This window comes from Streptomyces sp. WG7, from assembly GCF_049975785.1.
GTDB lineage: Bacteria > Actinomycetota > Actinomycetes > Streptomycetales > Streptomycetaceae > Streptomyces.
Genome location: NZ_JBNGGE010000108.1, coordinates 1 through 4,759, shown reverse-complemented (window position 1 = coordinate 4,759; position 4,759 = coordinate 1). Strand labels below are relative to the sequence as shown.

1 protein-coding gene and 1 pseudogene are annotated in these 4,759 nt (G+C 70.2%); both read right to left on the bottom strand.

Annotation, left to right across the window (positions count from 1 at the left end):
• A pseudogene (locus tag ACP4J0_RS38170) lies at positions 1-3,764 on the bottom strand (type I polyketide synthase); the annotation flags it as partial.
• Positions 3,765-3,811: 47 nt separating this feature from the next.
• A partial coding sequence (locus ACP4J0_RS38165) for a KR domain-containing protein (RefSeq protein ID WP_426603994.1) occupies positions 3,812-4,759 on the bottom strand: 948 nt, incomplete at its 5' end.

The window sequence follows — 4,759 nt, the reverse complement described above, 5'->3', positions numbered from 1 at the left end:
GGCACGACCAGCACCACACTGCTCGGCACGGGAGTCCCGTACTCAACCGCAGTGCCCAGCGCGGCCAGATCCGCGTAGTCCGCCCCGGGTCCCGCAAGGGCCCAGTCCCCCGTCTCAACGGCCGGACCCTCCTCGGTACCCAGTTCGGTCCACTGAGGAGTGAGGACCATCGTGTCCTGCGGGCAGCCTGCGAGCGTGCCTTCCGGTAGCGGACGGACCACCATCGATCCGATGGACAGCACCGGCGCACCCGTGGCGTCGGCCACCGCTATGGCGACCTCGTCGGAGCCGGTGCGGGAAACGCACACCCGCACCCGCGTCGCGCCCGAAGCCCGCAGGACGACGTCTGTGAACATGAACGGCAGTCGAGCGGTCTCCGTCGGCTCCAGACCGGCGAACGCGGCTCCCTGCAGCATCGCGTCCAGCAGGGCGGGGTGGATGCCGAACATCCCGGCAGTGCCCGTCTGCGCCTCGGGCAGCACGACGTCGGTCCATACGCGCTCACCCAGGGTCCAGGCCCGGGCCAGCCCCTGGAAGGCCGGACCGTACGCCACTTCATGGCCCGGCTGTACGTCGTACAGGCCCGAAGTGTCGGCCTCCGTCGCCCCCGGCGGCGGCCATGGCCCGGCAAGGATCGGGTCCCCTGCGGCACCGGCCGCGCCGCTGGTCAGCAAACCAGTGGCATGCCGGGTCCAGGTCTCATCACCGTCAGGGCGCGCGTAGACAGCCATCGCCCATCCCTGGTCCCGCTCGCTGAGCACCACCTGGATCCGGCACCCACCGTGAGCCGGGATCACCAGCGGTGTCTCCAGGACCAACTCGCCGACCTGCTCACACCCCACGGCGTCGCCGGCGCGCACCGCGAGCTCCACGAACCCGGCGCCTGGGAAGACCACTTCTCCCCGTACTCGATGATCTGCCAGCCACGGGTGCGACCGCAGCGACACCCTGCCGGTGAACAGCGTCCCGCCGGACTCGGGCAGTCCCACCATCGCACCGAGCAGCGGATGCTCAGGCGACTCGAGGCCCGCTCCCACGACGTCCCCCACCATGGGCAGGGCCTCGGGCCAGTACCGCTGGTGCTGGAAGGCGTACGTCGGCAGTTCCACCCACCGGGCACCGGCCCCGGCGAACACCGACTCCCACGACACAGGCACGCCCTGGACGAACAGCTGAGCCAACGAGGCCATCATCCGCCGGGAGCCGCCCTCGCCGCGACGCAACGTCCCGACCACCACGCCGTCGTGCCCGGTGCTGTCCAGCGTCTCCTGTATGGCGGAGGTGAGCACCGGGTGCGGGCTGACCTCGACCAGCACTCGATGGCCGTCGGCGAGGAGCGTACGGGTGGCGTGCTCGAACCGTACGGTCTCGCGCAGGTTCCGCACCCAGTACCCGGCATCGGCCGCGCTGGTGTCCATGATCTGCCCGGTCACCGACGAATACACCGGCACCGACGACGACACCGGCGTGATGGGAGCCAGCTCCTCCAGCAGCCGGTCCCGGACCTCCTCCACCTGCACGGAATGGGAGGCGTAGTCCACCGGGATCAGCCGGGCTCGGATCTCCTCGGCCTCACACCGGGCCACCAGTTCCCGCACCGCGGGCGACTCACCCGACACCACCACCGACTCCGGCCCATTGACCGCGGCGACGGAAAGCCGCCCCTGCCAGTTCTGGATCAGCTCCACGACCCGAGCGACGGGCAACGGCACGGCGGCCATGCCTCCACGACCGGCCAGCGTGTCCGCGATCGCCTTGCTGCGCAGCGCGACGATGCGGGCCCCGTCGGCCAGTGACAGGCCCCCGGCCACACACATCGCCGCGATCTCACCCTGGGAGTGACCCACCACCGCGGCAGGTTCCACACCACACGACCGCCACAACCGCGCAAGCGACACCATCACCGCCCACAACACCGGCTGCACCACGTCGACCCGCGCCAGCGCGGACTCATCGCCGAGGACATCCCCCAACGACCAGTCCCCAAAGGGGCCCAGCGCCTCAGCACACTCCGCCATGGCTTCCCGGAACACCGCGGACGAGTCGAGCAACTCCCGTGCCATACAGACCCACTGAGCCCCCTGACCGGGGAACACGAACACCACACCGGATCCCGCACCCGCGCATCCCTGGAACGCGTCAGGGGTCGGCTCGCCCGCCGCGACAGCACGCAGCGCGGCCAGCAGCTCACCGCCGTCAGAGCCCGTCACCACCACACGGTGATCGAACAACGACCGCGACGTCACCAACGACCGCCCCACAGCCGTGACATCCACACCGGGGTCGGCCCAATCCAGCAGCCGGGACGCCTGGGCACGCAATGCTTCCGCTGTCTTGCCTGACAGCACCCACGGCACCACACCCCGCATCAGCTCCGGCGCGGAACCCGTCTCAGGTGTCCCGGCGTCGTCAGCCCCCTGGGCTTCCGGGAAGGCTTCGAGGATGACGTGTGCGTTCGTGCCGGACATGCCGAAGGACGAAACGCCCGCCCGACGAGGATGACCGGTTTCCGGCCAGGGGACGGCCTTCGTCAGCAGTCGCACCGAGCCCTGAGACCAGTCCACCTTCGACGAGGGGGTGTCCACATGCAGAGTCTGCGGCACCACGCCATGGCGCATCGCCGTGATCATCTTGATGACGCCGGCGACACCGGCGGCGGCCTGGGTGTGACCGAGGTTCGACTTCAACGACCCCAGCAGCAGTGGCCGGTCCTCCGGCCGGTCCTGCCCGTAGGTGGCCATCAGGGCCTGGGCTTCTATGGGGTCACCGAGCACAGTCCCGGTGCCATGGGCCTCCACGACATCGACGTCGGCACCCGTGAGGCCCGCCCCGGACAGGGCCTGACGTATCACCCGCTGCTGGGAGGGGCCGTTCGGCGCGGTCAGCCCATTGGAGGCACCGTCCTGGTTCACGGCGCTGGACCGTAAGACCGCCAGCACCCGCCGACCCTCACGACGAGCGTCCGACAGTCGCTGTACGACGAGCATCCCGGCGCCCTCGGACCAGCCCGCGCCGTCCGCGGCATCGGCGAAGGCCTTGCACCGGCCGTCGCTCGCCGTGCCGCCCTGGAGGGAGAACCCGACGAACGTGTCCGGTGTGGCCATGACGGTCACACCGCCGGCGAGGGCCATCGTGCACTCACCGGACCGCAGCGCCTGCGCGGCCAGGTGCAGGGCCACCAGCGACGAGGAACAAGCGGTGTCCACCGTGAGCGCCGGGCCCTGCAATCCGAGCACATAGGCGACGCGTCCCGACGCGACGCTCTGAGAGCCGCCGGTGACCAGATGCCCGGCCAGATCGTCGCTGGACCGTTCCGCCACCTCCAGATAGCCCGAGGGGAAGGTGCCGACGAACACGCCGACGTTGCTGCCGGTCAGCGCCGCCGGGTCGACCCCGGCGCGCTCCAGGGCTTCCCAGGAGGTCTCCAGCAGCAGCCGCTGCTGTGGGTCCATAGCGATTGCCTCGCGCGGGGAGATCCCGAAGAACTCCGCGTCGAATTCACCGACTCCGTCCAGGAAGCCGCCCTCGGCCGTGGCCGAGGCACCAGCGCCGGTGCCGGCAAGTTCATCCAGGTCCCAGCCGCGGTCGGTGGGGAAGCCCGAGACCGCGTCCCGGCCCTCGGCAACCAGCCCCCACAGCTGATCGGGGTCGGACACTCCGCCGGGGAAGCGGCATGCCATGCCGACGATCGCGATCGGCTCGCCGGCGTCCGCGTCCGCTTCGAGGTCGGCCAGGCGCTGGCGGGTCTCGCGGAGTTCGGCGGTGACTTTCTTCAGGTAGTCGAAGAGCTTCTTGTCGGTCATGTTGCCACTTACTCCCCTTGCCCGGAGATGCCGAGCTCGTTCTCAATGAACTGGAAGACGTCGTCGGGCGTCTCCCAGTCGTCGTCCGACGGGCCATCGGCCACTGTGTTGTCGCTCTTGCTCCACTGGGTGAGCAGCGACCGCAGGCGGTGCCCGATCATCTGCCGGTCCTCCCCCGCGACCTTGGCCGCCGGGAGCAGATCGCCCAGCTTCTCCAGATGGGACAGGATCGACCCGGCTGTGGACTCGGCGCGTGCGCCGGGTCCGGGGTCGCCGAGCAGGCCGGTCAGGTGACCGATCAGCTCGGCGATCGTCGGATAGTCGAACACCAGGGTCGCGGGCAGTCGCAGCCCGGTCACTGTGGCGATCCGGTTGCGCAGCTCGACCGCGGTGAGCGAGTCGAACCCCATCTCCTTGAATGCCTGGCCTTTGTCGACGCCGTTGGCGGAGGTGTGGCCCAGGACCGCGGCGGTATGGCCGTGGACCAGGTCCAGCAGGAACCCATGGCGCTCGTCGGCCGGGATGGTGGCCCAGCGCTGAGCGAAACTCCCCGGGTCCTGACGTGCGTCGCCCGCGAGCCGACGGGTCACGGTCCCGCCGCCGGTGACGAGCGACCGCATCATCGACGGCAGCTCACGCTGCCCGCGCACCGCGGCCGGGTCCAGCCGGGTCAGTCCCACCACGGCCTGGTCGGCGAGGAGTGCCTGGTCGAACAGGTGCAGTCCCTGCTCCACCGACAGTGGCGGCATGCCTGAGCTGGTCAGCCGTTGGAGGTCGATGTCCGACAGGTTTCCGGTCAGCCCGACCTCGGGGGTCCAGCTGCCCCATGCCATGGACACGCCGGGAAGGCCGTTCTGTCGACGGTGCTGTATGAGCGTGTCGGCGAAGACGTTGCCGGCTGCGTAGTTGCCCTGGCCCGGGCCGCCCAGCAGTCCGGCCAGGGACGAGAAGACGAC